At 42.1% G+C, this 21,243-nt stretch carries 31 protein-coding genes; 28 read left to right on the top strand and 3 right to left on the bottom strand.

What is annotated here, in order from left to right; genetic code table 11:
• The first annotated feature begins 2 nt into the window (after positions 1-2).
• Positions 3-557 carry a phage N-6-adenine-methyltransferase gene (locus ACEYKX_RS08475; RefSeq protein WP_373766369.1) on the top strand — a complete coding sequence of 185 codons (555 nt, stop codon included), beginning with the start codon at positions 3-5 and terminating at the stop codon, positions 555-557.
• Positions 558-1,574 (top strand): DUF968 domain-containing protein, encoded by a 1,017-nt coding sequence (locus ACEYKX_RS08470; RefSeq protein WP_373766370.1) that lies wholly within the window; start codon positions 558-560, stop codon positions 1,572-1,574. It begins immediately after the preceding gene.
• 3 nt (positions 1,575-1,577) lie between these two features.
• Here the strand turns inward: ACEYKX_RS08470 and ACEYKX_RS08465 are convergent, their stop codons facing one another.
• Positions 1,578-1,988, bottom strand: coding sequence for a hypothetical protein (locus ACEYKX_RS08465; protein ID WP_373766371.1), 411 nt, complete (start codon positions 1,986-1,988; stop codon positions 1,578-1,580).
• A 137-nt stretch (positions 1,989-2,125) separates the two neighbouring features.
• On the opposite strand from ACEYKX_RS08465, the gene ACEYKX_RS08460 reads away from it, so the two are divergent.
• From ACEYKX_RS08460 to ACEYKX_RS08345, 24 genes are all read left to right on the top strand, one after another.
• Positions 2,126-2,470, top strand: coding sequence for a RusA family crossover junction endodeoxyribonuclease (locus ACEYKX_RS08460; RefSeq protein WP_373766372.1), 345 nt, complete (start codon positions 2,126-2,128; stop codon positions 2,468-2,470).
• Complete coding sequence (locus tag ACEYKX_RS08455) at positions 2,467-2,937, top strand: antiterminator Q family protein (RefSeq protein WP_373766373.1); 471 nt, start codon at positions 2,467-2,469, stop codon at positions 2,935-2,937. The genes ACEYKX_RS08460 and ACEYKX_RS08455 overlap by 4 nt, the downstream gene beginning before the upstream one ends.
• A 121-nt stretch (positions 2,938-3,058) precedes the next feature.
• The gene (locus tag ACEYKX_RS08450) at positions 3,059-3,235 is read left to right on the top strand and encodes a hypothetical protein (RefSeq protein ID WP_373766374.1); all 177 of its coding nucleotides are present in this window, start codon (positions 3,059-3,061) and stop codon (positions 3,233-3,235) included.
• Positions 3,236-3,797: 562 nt separating this feature from the next.
• Positions 3,798-4,046 (top strand): hypothetical protein, encoded by a 249-nt coding sequence (locus ACEYKX_RS08445; RefSeq protein ID WP_373766375.1) that lies wholly within the window; start codon positions 3,798-3,800, stop codon positions 4,044-4,046.
• Complete coding sequence (locus ACEYKX_RS08440; RefSeq protein WP_373766376.1) at positions 4,039-4,572, top strand: lysozyme; 534 nt, start codon at positions 4,039-4,041, stop codon at positions 4,570-4,572. Before ACEYKX_RS08445 ends, ACEYKX_RS08440 begins: the two co-directional genes overlap by 8 nt.
• Positions 4,545-4,889 carry a DUF2570 family protein gene (locus ACEYKX_RS08435; RefSeq protein WP_373766377.1) on the top strand — a complete coding sequence of 115 codons (345 nt, stop codon included), beginning with the start codon at positions 4,545-4,547 and terminating at the stop codon, positions 4,887-4,889. Before ACEYKX_RS08440 ends, ACEYKX_RS08435 begins: the two co-directional genes overlap by 28 nt.
• 252 nt (positions 4,890-5,141) lie before the next feature.
• Positions 5,142-5,492: an HNH endonuclease gene (locus ACEYKX_RS08430; RefSeq protein ID WP_373766378.1), complete on the top strand. Its 351-nt coding sequence runs from the start codon at positions 5,142-5,144 to the stop codon at positions 5,490-5,492.
• A 115-nt stretch (positions 5,493-5,607) separates the two neighbouring features.
• Entirely contained in the window at positions 5,608-6,093 is a 486-nt protein-coding gene (locus tag ACEYKX_RS08425) for a phage terminase small subunit P27 family (RefSeq protein ID WP_373766379.1), read from the top strand.
• The gene (locus ACEYKX_RS08420) at positions 6,090-7,793 is read left to right on the top strand and encodes a terminase large subunit (RefSeq protein ID WP_373766380.1); all 1,704 of its coding nucleotides are present in this window, start codon (positions 6,090-6,092) and stop codon (positions 7,791-7,793) included. Before ACEYKX_RS08425 ends, ACEYKX_RS08420 begins: the two co-directional genes overlap by 4 nt.
• Positions 7,790-7,942: a hypothetical protein gene (locus tag ACEYKX_RS08415; protein ID WP_373766381.1), complete on the top strand. Its 153-nt coding sequence runs from the start codon at positions 7,790-7,792 to the stop codon at positions 7,940-7,942. Before ACEYKX_RS08420 ends, ACEYKX_RS08415 begins: the two co-directional genes overlap by 4 nt.
• Positions 7,939-9,156 carry a phage portal protein gene (locus ACEYKX_RS08410; RefSeq protein ID WP_373766382.1) on the top strand — a complete coding sequence of 406 codons (1,218 nt, stop codon included), beginning with the start codon at positions 7,939-7,941 and terminating at the stop codon, positions 9,154-9,156. The genes ACEYKX_RS08415 and ACEYKX_RS08410 overlap by 4 nt, the downstream gene beginning before the upstream one ends.
• On the top strand, positions 9,149-9,748 hold the full coding sequence (locus ACEYKX_RS08405) for an HK97 family phage prohead protease (protein WP_373766383.1): 600 nt from the start codon (positions 9,149-9,151) through the stop codon (positions 9,746-9,748). The genes ACEYKX_RS08410 and ACEYKX_RS08405 overlap by 8 nt, the downstream gene beginning before the upstream one ends.
• A gap of 62 nt (positions 9,749-9,810) precedes the next feature.
• On the top strand, positions 9,811-11,010 hold the full coding sequence (locus ACEYKX_RS08400) for a phage major capsid protein (protein ID WP_373766384.1): 1,200 nt from the start codon (positions 9,811-9,813) through the stop codon (positions 11,008-11,010).
• Between the two features lie 225 nt (positions 11,011-11,235).
• Positions 11,236-11,568 carry a head-tail connector protein gene (locus ACEYKX_RS08395; protein WP_373766385.1) on the top strand — a complete coding sequence of 111 codons (333 nt, stop codon included), beginning with the start codon at positions 11,236-11,238 and terminating at the stop codon, positions 11,566-11,568.
• An 8-nt stretch (positions 11,569-11,576) separates the two neighbouring features.
• Positions 11,577-11,906 carry a phage head closure protein gene (locus ACEYKX_RS08390; protein WP_373766386.1) on the top strand — a complete coding sequence of 110 codons (330 nt, stop codon included), beginning with the start codon at positions 11,577-11,579 and terminating at the stop codon, positions 11,904-11,906.
• Positions 11,893-12,375, top strand: a complete 483-nt coding sequence (locus tag ACEYKX_RS08385; protein ID WP_373766387.1) for an HK97-gp10 family putative phage morphogenesis protein — start codon at positions 11,893-11,895, stop codon at positions 12,373-12,375. The genes ACEYKX_RS08390 and ACEYKX_RS08385 overlap by 14 nt, the downstream gene beginning before the upstream one ends.
• Positions 12,372-12,716, top strand: coding sequence for a DUF3168 domain-containing protein (locus tag ACEYKX_RS08380; RefSeq protein WP_373766388.1), 345 nt, complete (start codon positions 12,372-12,374; stop codon positions 12,714-12,716). The genes ACEYKX_RS08385 and ACEYKX_RS08380 overlap by 4 nt, the downstream gene beginning before the upstream one ends.
• A gap of 3 nt (positions 12,717-12,719) precedes the next feature.
• Positions 12,720-13,376: a hypothetical protein gene (locus ACEYKX_RS08375; RefSeq protein ID WP_373766389.1), complete on the top strand. Its 657-nt coding sequence runs from the start codon at positions 12,720-12,722 to the stop codon at positions 13,374-13,376.
• A gap of 70 nt (positions 13,377-13,446) precedes the next feature.
• On the top strand, positions 13,447-13,848 hold the full coding sequence (locus tag ACEYKX_RS08370; protein WP_373766390.1) for a hypothetical protein: 402 nt from the start codon (positions 13,447-13,449) through the stop codon (positions 13,846-13,848).
• 44 nt (positions 13,849-13,892) lie between these two features.
• Entirely contained in the window at positions 13,893-14,120 is a 228-nt protein-coding gene (locus ACEYKX_RS08365; RefSeq protein WP_373766391.1) for a DUF4035 domain-containing protein, read from the top strand.
• A 341-nt stretch (positions 14,121-14,461) separates the two neighbouring features.
• A complete protein-coding gene (locus ACEYKX_RS08360; protein ID WP_373766392.1) occupies positions 14,462-14,710 on the top strand; it encodes a hypothetical protein in 249 nt (82 codons plus the stop codon).
• A 196-nt stretch (positions 14,711-14,906) separates the two neighbouring features.
• On the top strand, positions 14,907-18,170 hold the full coding sequence (locus tag ACEYKX_RS08355; RefSeq protein WP_373766561.1) for a tape measure protein: 3,264 nt from the start codon (positions 14,907-14,909) through the stop codon (positions 18,168-18,170).
• 44 nt (positions 18,171-18,214) lie between these two features.
• Positions 18,215-18,547 (top strand): phage tail protein, encoded by a 333-nt coding sequence (locus tag ACEYKX_RS08350; RefSeq protein WP_373766393.1) that lies wholly within the window; start codon positions 18,215-18,217, stop codon positions 18,545-18,547.
• Positions 18,547-19,284 carry a phage minor tail protein L gene (locus tag ACEYKX_RS08345; RefSeq protein WP_373766394.1) on the top strand — a complete coding sequence of 246 codons (738 nt, stop codon included), beginning with the start codon at positions 18,547-18,549 and terminating at the stop codon, positions 19,282-19,284. The genes ACEYKX_RS08350 and ACEYKX_RS08345 overlap by 1 nt, the downstream gene beginning before the upstream one ends.
• Here the strand turns inward: ACEYKX_RS08345 and ACEYKX_RS08340 are convergent.
• Both ACEYKX_RS08340 and ACEYKX_RS08335 read right to left on the bottom strand, forming a co-directional pair.
• On the bottom strand, positions 19,281-19,562 hold the full coding sequence (locus ACEYKX_RS08340; RefSeq protein WP_160576952.1) for a HigA family addiction module antitoxin: 282 nt from the start codon (positions 19,560-19,562) through the stop codon (positions 19,281-19,283). The two genes, ACEYKX_RS08345 and ACEYKX_RS08340, sit on opposite strands and share 4 nt — an antisense overlap.
• 11 nt (positions 19,563-19,573) lie before the next feature.
• A complete protein-coding gene (locus tag ACEYKX_RS08335) occupies positions 19,574-19,852 on the bottom strand; it encodes a type II toxin-antitoxin system RelE/ParE family toxin (protein WP_016527932.1) in 279 nt (92 codons plus the stop codon).
• Positions 19,853-19,922: 70 nt separating this feature from the next.
• On the opposite strand from ACEYKX_RS08335, the gene ACEYKX_RS08330 reads away from it, so the two are divergent.
• Both ACEYKX_RS08330 and ACEYKX_RS08325 read left to right on the top strand, forming a co-directional pair.
• Positions 19,923-20,684, top strand: a complete 762-nt coding sequence (locus ACEYKX_RS08330; RefSeq protein ID WP_373766395.1) for a C40 family peptidase — start codon at positions 19,923-19,925, stop codon at positions 20,682-20,684.
• Positions 20,627-21,241: a tail assembly protein gene (locus ACEYKX_RS08325; protein ID WP_373766396.1), complete on the top strand. Its 615-nt coding sequence runs from the start codon at positions 20,627-20,629 to the stop codon at positions 21,239-21,241. Before ACEYKX_RS08330 ends, ACEYKX_RS08325 begins: the two co-directional genes overlap by 58 nt.
• Positions 21,242-21,243: the final 2 nt, after the last annotated feature.

The raw sequence follows: 21,243 nt of genomic DNA, 5'->3' as shown, positions 1-21,243 counted from the left end.
ACATGACAGATAAAACATTTGACAAAGATACTTGGCGGACGCCGGAGTATGTTTTTAATTGGCTAAATAGCCGTTTCCGTTTTGCAATTGATGGTTGTGCGAACGATGAAAATAAATGTTGTGCTATTTGGTTTGGTCCGTTAAACGATCACCCGCAAACAAATTCATGGTTAGGTAATAACTTCTTGGCGGAAGAAGTTCCTGAAATTTTGGCTAAATGGTATTTAAACAGAAAGTCTATTTATGTCAACCCACCTTACTCAGACGTTACGCCATTCATTCAACAGGCAAAACGCTTGCGTGATGCAGGACATACGGTGGTGATGTTACTCAATAACGATAAATCAACACAGTGGTATCAGAAGCATATTCACAACGTAGCGAATGAAGTGATTGACATTATCGGTGGGCGGATTGCTTTTGTTCACCCTATTACAGGCGAAGAAATCAAAGGTAACAGCAAAGGGCAGATGGTTGTTGTGTTCGATCCGACAATGGAAGATTTTGTACAGCGGTCAGTGAGTTTGGATTTTATTAAATCCTGTGGGAATAACTAAATGGCATTACTTCTCACACCTTATTTTCAAACGGAACTTGGTTTGGTGTTTTATCGCATACCGCCAACGGTGAGCGTGTCAGATTTTGGTGAGCGAACAGTATTACAGCCGGCTCCAGAGTCATTGCGTACAGTGACATCGGGGGAAATTGCAAATTTTGAGCATAATCCAACCGCTTGTAAGCAATTAAAAGCCTTTGCTAAATCGCCCAAGGTGAGAGCGAGCGTTAATAAAAATGCATTTGGTACTTATGGTGATTTACCTTATACCAAATTCGTTAAAAGTATTAAAACGTGCCAATGTCGAGACAGTGAATATTGTCATCCGGAGAAAACGTTGGCGGAAGTAGAGAATGGAGCGGCATTAGTGTGTTGGCACCATGACAAATTATGGTTAGAAGGGAAAATAGACGGCTCTACGATATCAGCTTTGGCGGAGCAAAATTGGTGTGATTTTATCGCCATGTGTATTCGTAAAGATTTAAGAAAATCACCATATGCCAGTATTGAATTTGCAGATGTGGTCTTTTGGGCAACGCTCAAGGGATTATTGGGGGAGTTAAATCAGGATGAGTTGCGTCAGTTTTTAGGTTTACCTGTGCAGGTGGATTTAGGTAAAGAGAGCACGATTGGATTCGAAGTCGCCTCGCCAATGTCAACAATGCAAAACAGCATTAAGCCTCTCTTAGCTCTCAAGGTCGATCCCGAGCCACTATCAAGCTTTCTTGCGAGACCTAAATTAAAACGCTTTGAGTGTCGCAAGTGGTTGCAGTTTGTGAAATCTCAACCTTGTGTTTGTTGCGGTCAACGAGCTGACGACCCGCATCACATTATTGGGTATAACGGCAAAATGGGTGGCAAAGAGCATGATTTATTCACGATTCCGCTTTGTCGAGTCCACCATAACGAATTACACGCGAGTGTAGAGCGATTTGAGCAACAGTACGGCTCGCAGATCGCGTTATTGTATAAATTTTTAGATAGAGCAATTGGATTGGGGGCGTTGGTTGTAGATTAAGCTTTAATCTTTTGAGCCAAAATAACGTTTAAGTACTGCTGGTAAACAACATACCGCCACGAAGTTAAACATTGTTTTGAGTTGGAGATATTCAACTGCCGCTTGTTTTGGTTCGGGCGAGAAATTAAAGCCGAAATCCCTTAGTTCATCTTGGCTAAATCCACCAAGGGAAAGTGAGGCAATAATTGATATTAGTAAATACCAGTAATACTGATTACCAATCGGTTTTTGTAAAAGGCGGTGAGCTGTGAGATATATCCAGCACAATATCAGTACGCAGAGCCCTGCGATCATTCGTTGATACATTGGTTCTTCAACATAGTTACGAATTAACCACCCAGCTCCAAAGGGTAAGGTACATTGAATAGAGGTTAGTATGAGAAAAACAAATTCGTCTTTTCGATATTCTTCCATAAGAAAAGCCCTACGTGCAACAAAATCTGAACGGCGTAAGCACGAGTTACTACGCCACTATATTCGCTACGGGAAATATTACTATGGTTTTATTTTTTGGGTAGGTGTTTTTTGCTTTTTTGTGATGTAGGTTATTGATGATTGAATTAGAGTTACCCTATCCGCCAACAGTGAACCACTACTGGAAGCATACCAAAAACGGCATACATTATGTTACCGCCAAAGGCAAAGCGTACCAACAAGCGGTCTCTTGGTTGACAAAAAATGCAAAAAAGCACCGCGGTAAAGTGGAGTTAACCGTTGATATTTACCCTCCGGATAACCGCAAGCGTGATATCGACAACGTATTTAAAGCGTTACTGGACAGTTTAACGAAATCCGGTGTGATTGTGGATGACAGCTTGATTTATAAACTCATTGCAGAGAAAAAAGAACCGGTACAAAACGGCAAAATTGTAGTGAAAATTAAGGAGATTAAATGATTTTACCGCACGAGAAAGCAAAATGGCTATCGCCCGAAAAGCAGAAATGGATTGAAACGTTGTTGTATTTATGGGGAGCATGGGAGTTTAGCGGGTTGGATGACAGACGAAAGGTTAATATGATATATAAATTCATGAAGTCTGTTGAAGCGGAACAACTATCCAAACGTGAACAATGTTGCGATGAATTCGGGTTACTGATGAATTGTGTAATCCATGTAGTGACGAAAGGTAAGATACACATAAAAAAATATATTGAGGCAAAATACGTATTTGGTATTTCAGAGCGAAAAATCGCAATATCAATGCGAAACCAAGATGAGAGCAAGAGAGGGCTAAGACATTGGCAGGATTTGGTTCAACGAGACTTGCGGGAAACGGAGAAACTGATTGCAGACCTTATTACAAAATCGATTCAGTCACGCCGTAGGGCAAATTATTTAAAAAAATATTCATTTAAGTGTTGATTTTGGTGCGCAAGTGCGCAATAATTCGTGTAACGGTGGGCAAGGTGTAATATTGTTCACCAAATTAATTTGCACAGCCCTGATCGGAAACGGTCGGGGCTTTTTGTTTTTGGGGGTTAAGATGGAAATTACATTAGGCGATAAAATCAAAATCAATGGTGAAGAAGTGCCGGAGTATTTGCTTAAGGCTTTGCACGAAGTGTTAAAATTCCGTTATTTGTGCCTTGGAGAAAATATTATAAATCCAGCTCCTATTGTGACATCAACGTCTATTCTTCCAAACAATGTAATTCGTTAATTTCATATTGGGTTGTTTGTTCGTTGTATCTAATGAGAGGGTACATTGCACTGACTACCTTTTTTACTAATATCTCATCCATAATATTCATATAACAATGAGTAAGCTCCTCTAGGTACATTGCTATTTGAAGTCGATGGTCATATTGTGATGATAGTAATAAATTAAAGAAGATACAATTATTGTAGTGGATGTGTATAGCCGGTGAATTAATTTGATATTGAATTGTTATATCGGGCGAATGTAGAGTACCTTGATTGCCAAAATTAAAAAAAAGATCTGCTTTTTTATTTATATGGGCAAATTTACAGAAAATATTTATTGATTCGGCGAGAAGATTGAATTGTGGCAGTAAATCAATCGTAGCTGAGTCAATACGTAAGTCAAAGAAATAGCGGTATTCTTCAGTGATCATTGAGAATATTTGCTGTTTAGTTATAACATTCATTATTTTAAACCTCTGCTAGTTTATTTGTTGGGGAACAGTATTCTAGCAGAAATTTTAACCAAGCTCAGTCTTTGCGGACTGGGCTTTTTTATTGCCTGATATGAGGGCTAAGGTATGAAAAATATTATGAGGGACATGGGAACACAGAGTTATATCTGGTCAGGCGTTAGTGGTTTTATTGCGTGGCTTGGTAATCAGCAAAATTTAATGTTACTGAGTCTTGCGGTTGGCTTGATTACCGCATTAGCAAATTTATATCGGTCGTGCCAAGACGGCAAAATTAAAAAGCGTGAGTTTGAGCGAGCGGAAGAATTGCATCATTTGAAGGTGGCAAGATTGAGAAAGGGGCTTAGTGATGAGTAGATTAAAAAGCATTGGTAGCGGTTGTTCTATTATTGCCATTATCACGTTGATGTTAGCCGAGTATGGTACAGAGATTCGATCTACCGAACGTGGCTTGTCGATAATTGGTAATGCGGAAGGGTGTAAGCGTGATCCTTATTATTGTCCTGCGGGCGTGTTGACGGTCGGTGTTGGGTCTACCGCTGCCGGTGGAGATGCTATCCAGCGCAAAAGGTATTCTGATGAAGAGATTGCCAAACGATGGCTTAAGGATGTGGCGATGGCAGAAAAGTGCGTGTTTCATTTTGCTAACGGAGAGGTCTTGCCGTTATCGGTATTCGAAGCGACAACCTCAATCGTATTCAACGTCGGCTGTAATAAAGCCAAGCAATCCACGCTATTTAAGAGATTGAATGCCGGGCAGTATAAACAGGCATGTGATGAGTTTACGAAATGGGTGTATGCCGGTGGGAAAAAGTTGCGGGGGCTTGAAATCCGTCGGGAGCAAGAGAGAAAGTTATGTTTAACAGATTTAGCCAAATCTTAGGCGTTGTGATTTTGGGCTTGTGCGTATGGTTATGGTTCCAGCGCCAAATAATATCTGACTTAACAGCCGAGAACCTCGCGCAAGCTCAAACCATAGAGCAACAGCAAGAAGCAAATCATAAGCTGACAATGCAACTGCAACAAGAGCGACAAGCGGTCGAATATCAACAAAACATTGCAAATAAACTACGTAAGCAAGTGGAGCAGAGTAATGAACGTATTAAAACGATATTACAACAAGAGCCGTGTGGCGTTACTGCTTTGCCTCGTCCTGTTGTCGATGAGCTTAAGCGGTTGCACAGCAAGGACAAAGATTGAGTATTTATATCCACCGCAAGCCTTTTTAGTGCAATGCGAGCGGTCAGAGTTTAGTGGCACGACCTATGGTGATGTTATCGAGTATCTCGTTAAGGTGATGGGAGAGCGTGACTTATGTGCGGGTCAGGTTGATAGCATTAGAGAGTGGCAAGCACGAACCAAGCAAGGGTTTAAATAGCTGATTAATGTTTGTGTCACGATAGCGAGCGGTCAGACGATCGCTCTTTTTTTAATAATTTAGTAAGGGTAATTATGCCACCACGTATCGCAAAAGCCTGCCGGAAACAAGGCTGTCCGCATACGACAACAGACCGCAGTGGATATTGCGAGCAACATCGTGGTTGCGGTTGGCAACGGCATCAGAAAGGTAGAACAGCAACTCAACGTGGTTACGGTTCTGAATGGCGTAAGCTAAGAGGCTTTGCGCTGGAACGTGACCGTTATCTCTGCCAAAGCTGTTTAAGCAAGGGCTTATATGTGACTGCTACAACGGTCGATCATGTTGTAGCAAAAGCTCACGGTGGTACTGATAGTCTATCCAATTTACAAAGTTTATGTAATGACTGTCACAAACACAAAACCGCACGCGAGCGATTGAAATAAATGCCGTGTGGGAGGGGGAGGGGGTGGGTAAATCTCTACCACCTTTTACCCCAAGAACCGCCCCCGGAACTCAATTTTTACAACCGCGAAATTAAAAATTTAGGGTAAACGCCAAATGACAGGAACAGCCACAACGCCGGGGCGAGGACGAAAACCCACCCCGACAAAAGTGAAAGAACGTCGAGGCAATCCCGGAAAGCGTAAGCTAAATAAACAAGAACCAGAATTTAGTCCTTTTGACCAACATAGCTCACCGCCACCACAACTTAATGAAGATGGACAAAGGATGTGGGCTTTTATTTTGAAAGAATTACTCCCGCAAGGCGTATTACTGCAAACTGACCTTGAAGTAGTTGCAAACTACTGCATTGCGTACCAAAACCGAAACCGAGCCTGCCAAGATGTCGAAAAGTATGGCACATTTGTTGAAAACGGCAATGGTGGCTTATCGAAAAATCCAGCATTTACCGTTTTGAATGAAGCCTTAAAACAAATGACCACGTTCGGTGCATTACTTGGGCTAGATCCAAGCAGTCGCCAACGCCTCATTGGTAAAGCAGACGAACAAAACCACAACCCATTTGCGGAGTTATTGCAATGATGACCAACGTAGAAAAAGCCAACAAATACGCCAAAGACGTAACCAGTGGCAAAATTCCCGCGTGTCGTTTTGTTAAAACCGCATGTAAACGCCATCTAGATGAATTACAAAAACAAAAAGAAATTAAGTTTCCTTACCATTTTGATGAGTCCAAAGCAGAAAAAGCCTGTAAATTTATTCAATACTTACCCCATACGAAAGGTGAATGGGCTCAACGCCGACAAAGTATCACACTTGAACCTTGGCAACTTTTCATTGTAGCTAATGTATTCGGATGGTTACGAAAATCGAATAACTTAAGGAAATATCGAGAAGCGTACATTGAAGTACCGAGAAAAAATGGCAAATCTGCTATTTCTGCTGGTGTCGGTCTATACATGTTCTGTATGGACAACGAATTTGGTGCAGAAGTCTATTCAGGTGCAACGACTGAAAAGCAAGCTTGGGAAGTTTTCCGCCCAGCTCGGCTAATGTGTAAAAACACTGACTTGCTTCGCACTACTTTTAATATCGAAGTTAATGCATCGAACTTAAGCCGACCAAGTGACGGCTCTCGTTTCGAACCACTTATCGGAAATCCTGGTGATGGTGCTTCTCCAAGCTGTGCCATCGTGGACGAATACCATGAGCATAAAAATGATGAACTCTATACAACAATGCTTACAGGTATGGGTGCTCGTAAACAGCCACTTATGTTCATCATCACTACTGCAGGTTATAACATCGAAGGTCCTTGCTATGACAAGCGTCGTGAAATTATTGAAATGCTCAACGGTAGTGTACCGAATGATGAACTTTTTGGAATGATTTACACCATTGACGAAGATGACGATTGGACAGATCCTGAAATTTTGCGTAAAGCTAACCCAAACTTTGATATTTCGGTTTATGGCGACTATCTCATCAGTCAACAAAAGCAAGCGATGAACAATCCACGCTTTACGAATACTTTCAAAACCAAGCATCTTAATGTGTGGGTATCTGCAAAAGAAGCCTTCTTCAACATGGTAAGTTGGGAAAATTGTAAAGATGAAACACTCAGTTTAGATGATTTCACCGGTGAAGATGTTGTATTAGGGCTTGATATGGCTCGCAAACTGGATATGAACAGCCTAGTGAGAGTTTTTAGCCGAATCATTAACGGAAAACGGCATTATTACTGTATTGCTCCCCTGTTTTTTGTGCCAGAAGAAACGATTTTTAATACGGATACTGCCTTAAAACGAGTGGTAGATAAGTATCAAAAATGGGTAGTCAGCGGTCATCTTACTGCAACGGATGGGGCGGAAGTAGATTATCGAGAGATCTTTGAATGTATTAAAGACACCAACAAGGAACACAAGGTTATCTGCTGTCCTATTGACCCACACGGCGCAATCGCAATCAGTCACGATTTGGCGGATGAAGGCTTAAATCCGATAACGATTACCCAAAATTACACCAATTTATCCGACCCAATGAAAGAGTTGGAAGCGGCTATTGAAGCAGGAAGATTTCATCATGACGGAAATCCTATTATGACATGGTGTATCGGCAATGTAGTCGGCAAATCTGCTGTCGGTAATGATGATATTGTCCGCCCAATCAAAGAAATCCCCGAAAACAAAATTGACGGAGCGGTCGCTTTAATGATGGCGATTGGTCGATTAATGTTAAATACAGATGAAGGCTATATTCCTGATGAGGTGCTAACGTTATGAAAACCTTATTTACAGATTTAATCGGTCTTGGCGGAATGTCTACTTTATGTTATGGCACTTATTTACAATATGGTACAGCGATTACATGTATGGTTGCAGGTTCGTTATTGTTGCTTTATGCCGTATTAACAGCAAGAGGTGATAAATGATTTTCGACAAACTATTTGGTCGGCGTTCCATTGAAAATCCACAAGTGCCACTTTCAGCAGAAAATGCCATCGATGATCTTTTTGGCAATGAGCGTGGGAAAACAGTCAGTCCGGATATGGCGATGAAAAGTGCAGCAGTTTATGCCTGTGTGAATGTGCTTGCCAGTTCACTCGCACAATTACCGTTACACGTGCTACGCAAAGATGGTAAAAAAATCGAAAGTGCCAGAGAGCATCCGCTGTTTTATCTACTACATGACAGCCCGAACTTTTGGCAAACATCCTACAAAATGCGTGAATATAATCAGAGTGCGGTTTTACTGTATGGTAACGCCTATTTACGCATTGAGCGAGATAAAAAAGGTAATGTAACCAGCATTGAGAGTTGTGAGCCTTGGCAAGTGCAGTTATTAAAAAACGGCAATCGCTATACTTACGGTTACTACAATGAAGATGGCACATTGGCGGTGCATCCTGATGATATGATTCACATCAAAGCCTTAGGCACAAGCCTGAAACAAGGTAAATCAGTCATCCAGCAGCACGCAGAAACTATTGGCTTAGGACTTGATGCCAAGGAATTTGCGACAGGTTTTTTCAATGGTAATGCACGTCCTGCAGGTATTGTTACCGTTAAACAGCAAATTAACCAAAGTTCTTGGGATAATTTCAAAAAAATGTGGGAAAAAGCACAGTTAGAGTTGCGTAGAAAAGAGAATAAAACCATTCTTTTACCTGCAGATCTTGACTATAAAGCCTTGACTATTTCCCCTGTTGATACCGAATTACTCTCAATGATGAAGCTTAATCGCTCAGAAATTGCCGGTATCTTCAACGTGCCGGCACACATGATTAACGACTTAGAAAAAGCCACATTTTCTAATATCTCAGAGCAAACCATTCAATTTATCCGGTATAGCTTAATGCCATGGATTGTAAATTGGGAGCAAGAGATCAACCGAAAAGTATTCACACAAGCCGAACGGAAAGCAGGTTATTTCGTCAAATTCAACCTTTCAGGGATTATGAGAGGCACCCCAACCGAGCGAGCAGCGTTTTACCACAATGCGATTACGGACGGTTGGATGTCACGCAACGAAGCCCGAGCCTTTGAAGATATGAATCCTGTGGATGGCTTAGACGAATTCCTTGTAAGTGTGAATGCCAGCCAGCAACAACACAATCAACCAACGGAGGTACCACCGAATGAGTGAAATTGAAAAGCGCTCTTATCTTGGTGAAGTCCGAGCCGACAGTCGAGAAAATGAGCCGACTCACATTATTGGCTATGGCTCAGTATTTAACACCAAATCGGAAGTAATGTGGGGCTTCCGCGAAATCATTATGCCGGGTGCATTCGACAATTGCCTTGACGATGATGTTCGCGGTTTATTTAACCACGATCCGAATTTTGTATTAGGTCGATCAACCGCCGGCACATTAAGCCTGTCCGTGGATGAACACGGCTTAAAGTACGATATTATCGCCCCAGATACCCCAACAATCCGCGATTTGGTCATTGCCCCACTGCAACGTGGTGATATTAACCAATCTTCGTTTGCTTTTAAAATTGCTCGCAATGGCGATGACTGGTATGAGAACGATGAGGGCATTATTATCCGTGAGATCCATAAAATCTCACGGCTTTATGATGTCAGCCCCGTCACTTACCCCGCTTATCAAGAAGCAAGTAGTACCGTGCGATCGTTCGAAGCGTGGAAAGAAGCTCGTAACAGCGGAGCAATCAAACAAGCCATTCACCAACGTTCAGCACGAGAACGATTTTTACAGTTAATTTCAGCCTAAACCGACCGCTTGTGTCGGTTTTTTTATCTCTATTTTTTAACCATAGCTATGAGGAAAAACTTATGTCTTTAAAAGATCTACAACAAAAACGTAATACCCTTGCAGGTCAAATGCGTAATTTACATGAAACCATTGGTGAAAACGAATGGACGGTCGATCAGCGTACCCAATGGGAAAATATGAAAGGCGAACTCGACAAGTTGGAAACTCAAATCCAACGTGAAGAAGATTTACGAGCCTTAGATCAAAAAGTTGTGACTGACGCAGAGCCACCAAAAGAAGATCGTCAAACCAATCCGGAGCTTGAACAGCGTTTTGTCTTTGATGCATTCTTGCGTCACGGCTCAAGTGAGTTAACCGCAGAACAACGTAAAGTATTAGGCGAAATGCGTGCGCAAGCCGTAGGAACTAATGAAAAAGGTGGTTATACCGTACCCAAGGAGTTTCAGGCTCGTATTGTTGAGCAGATGAAAGCCTATGGCGGTATTGCCAGTGTCAGCCAAATTCTTAATACATCTGACGGTCGCACAATCGAATGGCTTACAGCAGATAGTACCGCAGAAATCGGTGAGTTAATTGGTGAAAACCAAGCTGCAAGCGAAGAAGATACCAATTTTGGTATTGCAAACCTTGGTGTGAAAAAACTCTCTTCAAAAATTATTCGTGTTTCAGGCGAATTGCTCAATGACAGTGCTATCGATATCGAAGGTTATCTTGCACAACGCATTGCAGAGCGTATCGGTCGAGCAGAAGCGAAATACCTTATTCAAGGTACAGGCTTAGGCTCACCAGCACAACCTAAAGGGTTAGAAGCAAGTGTTACCGGCACAACTCAAATTGCAACAGCAGGCAAAGTCGATTGGAAAGATATTAACGCATTGATTCACTCAATAGATCCTGCATACCGCAATGCTGCACAATCACGCCTTGCCTTTAACGACAACACATTAAAAGTGCTCAAAGAAATGGAAGATGCACAAAAACGCCCATTATGGTTGCCGGATATTCGCGGTGTTGCACCTGCAACGATTCTTGGTTGCCAGTATATCATTGACCAAGGCATTAAAGATATTGGTGCTGGTAATAAGTTTATTTATGTGGGTGATTTTAACCGATTTATCGTCCGTCGAGTATCTTATATGACCTTAAAACGACTTGTAGAACGATATGCGGAATTTGATCAAGTTGGCTTCCTCGCATTCCACCGCTTTGACTGCGTACTGGAAGATACATCGGCAATTAAAGCCTTGGTTGGTAAGTAACAAAAAATAAGCCCGAACGACTGCAATCGCTCGGGCTTTTTTATTCCACTTTCGTTACCAAAGAGGAACAAAATTCATGGAGAGTTTAAAACTTATTCTCTCAATTATCAAGGAGCTTAGGAAAATGAATGAAAAATTAACTACGCTTAGATTTTGGGGGATTTGGTTGATCGGCTTTTTAATTGCATCAGCCATTTTCATTAATGCGGTAAAGTGGTGGTAAAAATGAAAATCACCCTAGACGAAATCAAACAGCAATGCCGAATCGAGCACGATTTGGAAGATGACTTACTGCTTGGTTATCTTAAATCAGCTCAAGTGATTGTAGAAAATTATACAAATAGAAAGTTGTTTGACACATTGCCAGATAATCCACCTGATAATGCACTGTTACTATCAGATGATTTAAAAATTGCTATTTTAATGCTGATTGCATATCTCTATGAACATAGAGAGGGATGGAATGAAAGTAATCAAATGCAATTTGTAGGTACTATTTTGAAGTTACCACCAACAGTAGAGCTTATTGTGTCTCGCTATATTTTCTTTACCTTGTAGGAGACTGAATGAACATTGGTAGATTACGTCACCGCATTAAGATCCAGAAGCAACGATACCGCCCAAGCGATTATGGTGCAACGATTGCCGAATGGCACGATCTGCACAACGTTTGGGCGGATGTTAAATCCTTGTCGGGCAGAGAATTATTCACGGCCCAACAAGTACAAGCGGAAACCACAGCTCAAATTTGGTTGCGTTATTTGGCGGATGTGGACACCACAATGAGAGTAGAGTTTAACGGTCGATTTTACCAAATCTTATCCGTTATCAATTATCGAGAGCTAAATAAATCCCTGATTTTACACTGTAAGGAACTGCACAATGGCGAGCGTTAAAGTGAAAATTGATGGGTTAAAAGAGCTTGGCAAAGCAATGCAAGATCTCGGCAAAAAAGCCAGCAACCGCATAGCCGTTAAAGCCATGCGGCAAGGTGGTGCGATTGTTCGCGATAAAGCACGAGCCAACGCCCCAGTATTGCAAGAAAAAGTACCGCACCGCAAAGCAGGTACATTGCGAAAAGCGATCAAGTCTCGTACCAAAGTCAAACGTGGTGGCAAAACCGAAACAGTCATTTGGGTAAAAGGTTTAACGGGCAAGCAAATCAGCAAATTCAAGGGTAAAACAGGTAAAGGTGGGCGTGATAACCCAAACGATCCTTACTATTGGCGATTTGTTGAATTTGGTACCAGCAAAATGCCGGCTAAACCATTCTTACGCCCAGCATTTGAGCAAACCAAAGAACAAGCCAGTTCAGCCATTATCAGCACACTTCGGGAAGAAATTCTCAAGGAGGGCAACAAATGATACAACAAACACTTTTTTCTGCCCTGTCGCCGTTGGTGGCAGGGCGTTGTTTTTATGAACTGATTCCCGAAACAAATCGGGAATATCCAGTAATTGTATATCAATTTCCCAATATCTCACCAAATTTAGCATTAGAAAATGGTGATTTAGACGATTTTACGGTGCAAATTGACCTTTACAGTCCAAATCCTGACGACATTTTCCGCTTACGCAAAACAATATTTCAATCAGTTGAAAATGCTTTTGATTTTGCTACAAGAGAAAATGATTTCAGCGATTACGAGCCTGAAACCAAGTTACACCGCAGAATAATCCAATATCACATTAGTTATGAGGAATAATCTATGTCAAAAACAACACCCTTTCAAGGTACAAAATTCTACATCGGCACAGGTGTAGAAACCGAAAAAAATATTACAGCTTGCACAGTCACACCTAATGCAAGCATTACCATTGCTTCGCACGGTTTCAAAGCCGGTGATCTCATTCGTATCACAAGTTTAGGATCACTCGATGGCTACTATCCAATTAAAACCGTAGATAGTGGAACGCCAGGTTTAATTACTTTGGCGGACGAAGTGGATTGGAGCGCTCACGACAAGCCGACTGATTTCAGCCAAGCCAAAGCCACTCGTGTTCAATGGTCTAATAACTTCTGTGCAATCAAGAATCTTGAACGTAGCGAAGATACATTGACGGAAGAAGACGTGACGACAATGTGCGATGAAGGTACCGTTACCGAGCCGGGCGAAATCGAATTTGGTTCGACCAAGCTCACGTTTGCCACCGCTCCAAGCACTGCAATGCAACAGTTGCTGCGTAAAACCTTTTTTGCTAAAGCCACGATCCCATACAAACTAATCTTCAAGAAAGGTGAAGGCACAATGTACGGCACCGGCTTTATCCAATCCGGCAACAGCTATTCAGGCGAAGTCAAAGGCAAGTTTGAAAGCGGTGCAACCATTAAGCACACCAAACGGGATTATCATTTACCGGCTTAATTGCAAAAAATTGGTAAGAACTGACCGCTTGTAGTAATACAGGCGGTTTTTTTAATAAAAAGGAAACCCTATGACCCTACGCGAAACCTTATTATCCCAAACCCCAAAATTGAACCCGATTGAGATCAAAGGCACGACCTACTATGTGCGTGATTTAACCGTTGGGGACATGAACAACCATCTTTACGGTATCAACGTATGGCTGAAAAAACAAGCTGAAATCGAAGGCTATGAATTACCTGCAGAAGATGATGAAAACTTTGCGACAGCTTTAAGTGAGTTCGGGGCAAAATACCGCTTACCGCAATCAATTGCAGTACGTCTGTGTGATGAGAATGGCGAATTGCTGTTTGATCCATTCAATGTCGATGATTTGAATGCCATTGCAAAATTAGATAACCAAGTCTTAATTGATTTCAACAATGGTTTAGGTGACCCAAAAAACTCACCGACCGCCGACGCTTCCAGTTAAATTTATCACTGGCGTTAGGCAAAACCCTTGCTGAAATTGAAGCAATGCCTGAAAGACACTTGGCGGAGTATGAATTATTTTACCAAGAACAACCTTTCGGGCTTTGGCGTGACGATTACCGCACAGCCCAAATATCGCATTTACTGGCGATGATCAATCGAGATCCAAAAGGCGACAGCCCGAAATTATCGGATTTTATGCCCTTTTATCAAAAGGCAGAAGAAGCGGAAGACGATGACGGTGGTGTGGCGTCGTATTTGGCGAGTAGGTAAAAACAACGAACCCCTGACTATTGGCGTAGTACAGGGGTTCTTTCATATCCACTTAATGCACTAAGAGGACATAAATTGGATGAATTTTAACATATTTAATGAGGTACGCAAAATGTTAGAGATAATAGATAAGTCTGATAAAGCACGCAAATTTGCGTATTGTGTTGTCATTTTGGCATTCATTTTTGGAATGGTTTGGGCGTTACCTAATTTAATTACTGTTATTCGGTGGTGGTAATGAAAGCAATCATTCTGTGTATTTTACGGTAAAATTTACAAAAAAAGCCTTGAAAATGACCGCTTGTTGACTTATGTTTTGGGTATAAGTTAAGGGAGGAAATATGGGAATTAGAGATATATTTGAATCATTTGGATGGCTTTTTAGAACATTCTTTTCTTTAGTCGTTGTTGTTTTTGTGTTACCAGTCATTATCATTGCTTGGATAATATTTGCAACATCATTAAATACTCCTGATTTCCCTTGGGCTGCAATTGTTGGTCCTGCGCCTTTCTTCTTGTTGCTAGGAGCTTACTATCTTGAGCAGTATAAAATAAACTGCCATTTAAAACGTAATAAAAAACAGTATTAAGATAGTAGATATGATTATTTAATTAGGTTTTATAGATTTATAAGCCACCTTTATAGGTGGCTTTTTTTATGGGAGAAATAAAATGTCGCTTGGAAAATTAAATATTATCCTTGATTTAGAAACCGCTAGTTTTGAAAAAGGAATGTCTAAATCGGAGCAGAGAACCAGTCAATTTTCACGCACTTTCCAAGTGGATATGGATAAAGCGTTAAATTCAGCCAAGCAGTTTTCTCAGCGTACTACCACATATTTAAAAAATATCGAGAATGCAGCAAACAACATCAATTCAGCTGCTAAGTGGGAGTTTCGATTTAATAATATTGACAGGGTAAAATCACTTGGTTCTCAAATTTTTCAACTGTCTGACAGTCATACGGAACTTGCTAATAAAATAAAGCTTGTCACTGAAACCGAAGCTCAGCACGCTCAGGCAATGGCTTCAGTGTATGACATTTCAATGAAAACCGCACAATCAACACAAGCGGTATCAGCGGTGTATCAATCATTTGCCCAAAATGCGAAAGAGCTAGGCATCAACCAACGGCAAGTCGCCAGTGTTACTGAAACGATCTCAAAAGCCGTTGCTATCTCAGGGGCAAGTACAGCAGAAGCCCAAAATGCCTTAACCCAATTTAGCCAAACGCTCTTAATGGGCAAAATGCGAGCTCAAGAGTACAACTCAATTATGACCCAAACGCCGGCGGTGATGCAGGCGATTGCTCGTGGTTTAGGGGTCACAATGGGGCAATTGAAAGAGATGTCGGATAAAGGAGAATTAACCACCGACAAGATGATCCAAGCTCTTGAGAAGTCAAAAAAATCTGTCGATGAGCTTTATGGCAAAACAGCAACAACGATCAGTGGTGCAATGCAAAATTTATCAACTGCAACAGAAAAATTTGTTGGTAATTTAGTTAATTCGACAGGTGTTGCAAATGGAATGGCTTCTGCAATTGGTGTATTAGCAAATAATCTCAATTACATTTTACCTACTATAACAAGCGTTGGCGTTACATTTGCTGGAATTAAATTATTTGAACGGACAAAAGAAACTATTGCGTTAAGCAATGCGAATAGAGAAGTCGCAGCAACACAGGCACAAGTGGCACATGCAACACTTTTACGCACACAGCAAGATTTGGCTTATGCTAGAGTGTCAATGCAATCACTCTCTGCTCAATTGCAACTTGCAAGGACAGAGCAACAAAGAGCGTTAATTCGTACTCAAATGCAAACTCAAGCTGCACAAATTATTTCATTAACAAATGCTGAAACGGCAGCAACAGTGAAACTTACAGCTGCTCGTCAAAGTGCGAGCTTGCTTTCTGGAGCATTGTCAATGGTTGGTGGGCCACTTGGCTTACTCACGATTGGATTAACTGCTGGGGCAACCTGGCTTTACAACTGGCATCAAGAAGCTGAGCAAGCAAGACAAAATGCCCTTGAATTTGCGAACGAATTGCCACGTATTAAGGAAAATATTGAGGCAATGAACAGCATCGATCTTCGCTCAACAAAAGCTCAGCTTGAAGAAAGTGCCGAAGTTCAACAACGTCAAGTCGATCAACTTAAGCGTAAGGTCCAAGAATTAAAACAAGAAATTGAAAACACACCTAAAGTTAAAGTGTTAGAAGCAGATGGATATGAATTTGAGATAGACCAAACTCAAAAAATTATTCGGATGCAACGTGAATTAGATAAAACCATCAAGGAGCTTAATGACAGCGAAATCAAGTTAAATGATACTAAGCAAACCATTGCAACTACGATGGAACAAATGCCTGTCGCCGAGCTCAAAGCCCGTTTTGCAGAGCTTTATCCAAACATTGAACAATCTAAAATCAAAGTGGATGGGCTGAATGTATCCATCGGTAATTTTACTTTTGCAATGCCGTCAGCAACCGCCGAAGCATTAAAGTTCGCCGGTGCAATCGGGACGATTTCACAGGCAGCCATGCAGGCGGCGGTTACGGTGGCAAATCTGCCGTTTGTACAAGGTGGCGGTGGTATCATCGACCCTAAAAACTTGGAAATGATCGAGAAGATTGAACGGCGGAATGCGATAGATCAAGCCAAAGGCAACGATAAAGTTGCTTTACAGGTTAAAGACGCACTCATTAATTCGGGAATGAAAGAAGGGGACGCAGGCTATCAGCGACTGAAAGAAGCGTACGAGAAACAATTTGCCCAACAAGCCTTATCAAAAGGTGGCGGTGGGGGAAAGGGTGGCAAAACACGATCAGGCGCCGATTATCGGAAAGACTTTGACGGTTTTTTTGACGATCTCAAAAAGACCAATGCGGATACGTTGCAAAATATTGACATTAGTCGTGCGAACTCACTCGAAAAACTCAACAAACTGATGAAAACGGGCGTGGTGGCTCACGAAGAGGCGGAAAAGGCAAAAGTCTTGATCACTCAACGTTATTTACGAGAACGTGAAGAGTTGGCGGAACGTTACGCACCGCATTTATCTGCTAAAAACAAAATGCAACGTGAGCTTTATGATATTCAACAGTTGCAGTCGGTAGGGTCGTTATCGAATATAGATGCCAGAAATGCCGGTGACAAAGCTAAATTTGAGTATGCTCAAACAGCGGCGCAAAATGCGGTATCCGTGCAAGATCAGATTAAGGGGATGTATGACCCGAATCAAGAGCAGCTCAATCGACAAACACAAGAACTTGCTCAGCTTGACGCATTTCATCAGACGCAGTTACTTAAGGAAGAGGAGTTCCAAAAACTCAAACAGCAAATTATCGACCGTTATGCGAATGATAAATTTCAAACCGAAATGCGGAAATATGCGGAAGGCTTGAATACATTAGGCTCAGCTTTTGGGGATTTAACCAGTGTTATTGAGCAAGCAGGAGGCAAACAATCTGCCGCTTACAAAGCAATGTTTGCGATACAAAAATCTTTTGCGATTGCGGAAGCGACAATTAATGTCACCCGTGCTGCAAGTCAAGTGATGACAGATTGGTCAACAATGAACCCTGCGGCTAAGTTTGCCGCCGTCGCAAGTGTAATGTCTCAAGGTATGGCATTAGTCGGACAAATCCGCAGTGTTGGCTTTGCGACCGGCGGTTATACCGGCGATGGTGGCAAATACACCCCAGCCGGTATCGTCCACCGTGGTGAATATGTTATCACCAAAGAAGCAACTTCTCGTCTTGGGTTGGATTATCTTAACTACCTTAACTATGGCAAACGTGGTTTTGCGACAGGTGGCGGTGTTGGTGTGCCGAGAGTGCCGAGTACGCCTACGCATTTTGGCGGGTCGCAAAATGTGACTGTGACGGTGATTAATAACGGCAAACCGACATCCGCCGAAGTTGAAACCCAAAAAGACGGTCAAGATTTAGCAATTACCGTGAAGTTAATGGAGCAGATTGCAGATGGTGTCTATCGTCGCAATCAAACGCGTGATCTGCGTAGTGGTGGTGCGTTAAATAGATAATACCCTTAGAGAGTTTCTAAGGGTATTTTATTATAAGGTGATCTATGACATTACAAATACTTCCCTTTTGCCCACAACCAAATTACACCGTCGAAAGCGAACCACGCAGAAAGGTGAATAAATTTGGTGACGGCTATCAACAGCGAATGGTCGATGGATTAAATCCATTGCAACGTAAATTTTCATTGAGCTTTAACCTACGACACGCACAAGCGGTTGGATTGTTACAATTTCTTGCAAATCACGGTGGTGTAAATGCCTTTCAATTTAGGGAGCAACCAAAAATGCCACTGATTAAAGTGGTGTGTCCGAAATGGTCGCAGACGGTAGGTAAAACCCATACGTTGATTAACTGCGAATTTGAAGAGGTGATTTAATGCCCAAAGCCCTTCCCCAAAAAATGGCAAACGAACTGCCAAAACTTGAACAAAATGCCTTGATCGAACTATGGGAAATTGATTTAAGGCATATCAGCAGTAATAGCGACTCAACCAGAAAAGGTGAATTGTTACGCTTTCACAACGGTTTAAACCAAGGACAACAAAATGTTTGGTGGCAAGGTAATGAGTACCAAGCCTACCCTATTAAAGCCGATGGTTTTGAAATTAGCGGTCAAGGTCCAAGCTCACGCCCTACGCTGACAGTATCCAATCTGTACGGCATTGTGACCGGTATAGCTGCAAACTTCGGGCAGGGTGTCGGCGGGAAAGTTACCCGCCGTTTGGTTTATGCGCAATTCCTTGACGCGCGAAATTTCCCGAACGGGCAGAACCCGCAAGCCGACCCGACACAGGAAAGCGTGAGCTTATTTGTGATCGAGCAGCTGAAAAGCCTGAACGACGAAATCGCCACCTTTGAGTTAGCCTCACCCGCAGAAACGGACAATGCGCGAATCCCACTGTTGATGATTACCTCGGATGTTTGTATTTGGCAATATCGTTCTGCGGAGTGTGGCTACACAGGCGGACCGGTTGCCGATGAAAAAGATAATCCGACGACCGATCCGAAAAAAGATGCTTGCTCTCACTGTTTGCGTGGGTGCAAGTTGAGATTCGGGGCTAACGCCATTTTGCCGTTTGGTGGCTTTCCAAGTACGACGCAGTATGGGGCTTAAGCAAAGAGCGGTTCTATGTGAAATGTAGCACGCTGTTCTAATTGCCACAAATCAAAATCTGCTTGCATACCTAACCATAATTTTGGTGTGGTATTAGGCAATAGCTGACTTAAACGGAGTGCCATTTCAGGGGTAATCGCTGATTTTTCATTGATAATGCGAGATAAGCAGACACGAGTAACACCAAGTTGTTTAGCAATTTGAGTAATACTAGCGTCAGTATTATCTAGGTATTCTTTTAGCAACAAGCCCGGATGTGGCGGGTTAAACATTCTCATTCTTCAGCTCCTTAATGATAATCTTGATAATCCACAATTTCTGCGTGACCGTTTTCAAATTTAAAGGTTAAGCGCCAGTTTTTATTGACTTTGACACTCCAATGCCCAACAAGATTGCCTTGTAATGGGTGTAAATCCCAACCGGGGAAGTTCATTGCAGAAACAGTTTCAGCGTTCTCTAGTGTAGCAAGTTGAAGACGTAATTTAGAAGCGTGGTTAGCTTGAATACCTGCTGTTGAACCTGTTTCAAAAAATAGCTTTAAGCCTTTATGTTTAAACGAGAGAATCATTGTAGTTATCCTTTTTGTATACAGTAAGTATACGCTAAAATCTTAACTTGTAAATAGGTTGTATACAATAATGCAAAATATCTCTTTTACAGAACAAATTTTATATCACGCCAAACGCTCAGAACCGCACGAAAGTTGCGGTTTTGTCGTTTCTAAGGGCGGTAAACAACATTATTTCCCTTGCGAGAATATCGCAGTCGATCCGATTAATCACTTTGAAATTTCGCCCGATGATTGGATTCGGGCAGAAAGCGTAGGGGAAATTGTGGCGGTTGTTCATTCTCACCCTGATTCTGAAACCGAAAAAGGTTTGCCGTATTTATCCACCGCCGACCGTGAATGCCAAGTTCGGCTTAATCTGCCGTTTTGGTTAGTTTGCGACGGAAAATTGCAAAAAATCCGCCCAATTGCACCGCTTGTCGGTCGTCAGTTTGAAAACAACAAGCAAGATTGCCGAAATATTTTGTTAGATGCCTATATGTTGGCAGGGTTGGATTTGCCCGATGATGTGACGTATGAATTTGAGTGGTTTAAATCGGGCAATCTGTATGAAGAAAACCTACTCCGCTTTGGATTTAAGCGGTTGGATTTTGAAGAACCGCCCCAGCTTGGCGATATTGTATTACTGCAAATTGGTAGCGAAGTGGCTAATCACGCAGGCATTTACCTTGGCAATCAGCTGATGTTGCACCACAGCGAAGGCAGATTATCTGCCCGAGTGCCTTATGATGGGGCGTGGTTACAACAAACTCATAGTATTTGGAGATACCCGAAATGGTCAGAGTTAAATTTTACGGCGATCTTAAACGATTTGAGCCTAACGAACCGATAGAGCTTGAAGTGAGTTCGTTTAAAGAGTTGATGAACGGACTGCTTAGCCAAATTCAAGGCTTAAATCAGTATTTGCGTAAAGGCTATTACAAAGTGCGGATCGGGAAACGCTATTTAAGCGAAGAGCAGATTAAAACCAACCCCACAATGACATTGGCGGATGATTGCACGGTGCATTTTACGCCGGTGGTGGCGGGAGCTGGGAAAAATATGAATGTGATGAATATTGTCATCGGCGTTGTACTGATTGCTGCCTCTTGGTACGCCGGTGGTGCGGCAGGTTGGAGTTATCTGGGGGCGCAAGGTTTTGCTGGGGCAACTATGGCATTTACTATGGGTGCCTCGATGGTGCTCAGTGGGGTAATGGGGTTACTCACAAAACCCCCATCAATGGATACCAAACTCAGCGACAGCGAAAAACAGCAAAGTACCTCATTCAGCAATTTGCGTAATCTTACCCCGCAAGGCAGACCAATACCGTTACTTTACGGAAAAATGATGACAAGTCTTGTGCTGATCTCGCAGGGGTTAGACTCGTACGATGATGTGACAACGTAAAT

Source organism: Glaesserella sp. (assembly GCF_041817755.1).
Lineage (GTDB): Bacteria > Pseudomonadota > Gammaproteobacteria > Enterobacterales > Pasteurellaceae > Glaesserella.
This window is presented reverse-complemented; position numbering and strand designations above follow the sequence as displayed.